At 45.4% G+C, this 2,293-nt stretch carries 1 protein-coding gene and 1 pseudogene; one reads left to right on the top strand and one right to left on the bottom strand.

Features of this window, described 5'->3' with window-relative positions; translation table 11 throughout:
• Window positions 1–88 precede the first annotated feature (88 nt).
• On the bottom strand, window positions 89–679 hold the full coding sequence (locus tag AZ66_RS28705; RefSeq protein ID WP_044358051.1) for a lipoprotein BA_5634 family protein: 591 nt from the start codon (window positions 677–679) through the stop codon (window positions 89–91).
• 261 nt (window positions 680–940) lie between these two features.
• Between AZ66_RS28705 and AZ66_RS28710 the strand changes: the two are divergent.
• A pseudogene (locus AZ66_RS28710) lies at window positions 941–2,293 on the top strand (Ig-like domain-containing protein); the annotation flags it as partial.

The following is a 2,293-nucleotide window of genomic DNA, read 5'->3' on the forward strand; positions in this document are numbered from 1 at the left end:
GGTTTATCCAATGTCTACTATAAGGGGTGCACTTCAGTGGCCGATCCTGCAGAAGGGTGCTTTTGTGTGGAGACTATAATATAGTTATTTACTTTTTAATGACGACCATCTGAGCTCTCTCTAATTTCTTAGACAAGTCAACTAGTAAATTCTTCGGATCCTTCTTGAAATGAGCAACCGTTAAGCCAAGCTTGTCTGCGTTCAGCTTCTCCCAAGCTGCATCATCGAGCAGCACAATCGTTTGGGCAAATCCGCGTGACTCCCCAATTACAATATCGCCACCGTACTGACCAGCGAGCTTTACACCTTTCAGTTCTGTCACCGTTGTATCTGTCTTCGCGAAGATCACCGCATTGCCGCCTGTTACTTCAGGCAGCTTCGCAATCACTTCTGTTGTGTCTTTGTCCTTCACTTGTTGAAGCAACCCATTATTGAACAAGCCTTGAGCGGTTGATTTGCTGATCGCAATGACACGGTCATCCGCTTGCTTTGCATCATATTTCAATGCGAAATCATCTGTCTTCGACACATCATTCTTCGTGATCTCCAAAGCATCTTTAATTTGAGCATCCGTTCCATACATAATCAGTCCATTTGCCTTAGGGCCGAATAGGCTGCAGCCAGTCGCCATTACAAGTACAAGTATCATGGTAGCTACTATGCCAAATTTCTTTTTCATTCGTCATCCACCTCAATTACCAGTATTGATTCTTACACCGTTAACGATACAGGATGGATCATCTTGTTTCCATTGGTTTAGATGACAGCACTCTTTCAATCTTGTAAGAAAGTAGGACTATAGTATCAAAATAGCCGCCGCTCGCAAGAAGTTGCCTGCATAAGATAATAATTTCCCTCCTTTTTACCGTTATAGTAGATATGTACTTTTTTGTTCCATTGGAACTACTCACAGGAGCAAAACGGGAAGGGAGAAGATAAGGTGTACCCATCAAGGAAAAAATCGACATGGCTTAGCATAGCGCTTGTATGCACGTTGCTATTCGGTATGCTGCCAATCCAAGGTATCGTTCATGCAGAAGATTCGTTTACAGGTATTGCTTTTGAATCAGATGTGTCTCCAGTACACGTCACAGTTGAAGGTTCCTCTGTACAATTGAAGGTGCTTGGTACAATCAGCGGAAAGACGGATAAGAAAGATGTTACAAGCTTGGCTACGTGGACGTCCTCGAATCCGAGTGCTGTCAAAGTAGACGCTGGTTGGGTAAGCGGCGCAGGAAAAGGTACTTCGGAAATTACAGTGAAATATCAAGGATATACATTGAAGAAAACGGTTGTATCCGAATACTTGTATGACAAGATCGTTGTACGCACAGGAGATACGGATCAAGAGGTTGCCACTGAAGTGAAGGCGAATCTTGGAGACAAGCTTGCTTGGAAGGCATTCGCCTTGGACAAATCAACAAATACGAACAATGACGTTACGGCTGAAGCCTCCTGGACTTCCTCCAATACAGATGTAGCGGATGTGAATAAAGGAGTCATTACACTGAAGTCCAAGGGTAAAACGGACATTACCATTAAGCATAAAGGATTAAGCACGAAGATCGAGATGAAAGTTGAGCAGCCTTACGACAAATTGGAGCTGTCGCCAGATAAGCTGGTTGAATTCGAATATGGCGCAGCTTCCAAGACCGTAACCGCCAAGGCGAAGACTGCTGACGGCAAGCTCGAAGATGTAACAGGTAAGGCAGATTGGACAACAAGCGATGCGAATATCGTCGAAGTGAAGAACGGAGAAGTCAAGCCTATCAACGTAGGCTCGGCAACGGTAACGGCGAACTACCTTGGGGCTTCGCAATCCATTACAGTGGTCGTACGTGCTTCTTACCAAGCGATGCGCATCACACCGGATCAGAAACAGCACATGATGCTGGGAGACGGACCGCTGCAAGTGCAGACCTTCGTGCTCAATTCGGCAGATAATCAGCAGGATGTTAGTGATCTTGCAGAGTGGACATCAAGCAACCTGATGGCTGTAACAGTAGAACGCGGCAAGGTCTACGCGAAGAGCGAAGGAACTGCAACAGTAACAGCTTCTTACAAAGGGCTGACGAAGTCGGTTGAGATTACGGTATACCCGACGATCGAGAAGTTGAAATGGACGGAAGAAGATAAGAATGCAAAACCTGGAGACGTTCGCAAGCAGGAGCTGATCTTAGAAGATGTAAAGCCTTTGCCTAAGATCAGTGGGGTGTCCTTGAGCGGCAATACGCTTGATGTATCGGAACTGGTGCAGTGGACATCTTCTAATGAAAGTGTTGTCTCCGTTAAA

Origin of the sequence: Paenibacillus sp. E194 (assembly GCF_000935845.1) — a bacterium.
Taxonomy (GTDB): domain Bacteria; phylum Bacillota; class Bacilli; order Paenibacillales; family Paenibacillaceae; genus Paenibacillus_B; species Paenibacillus_B alvei_B.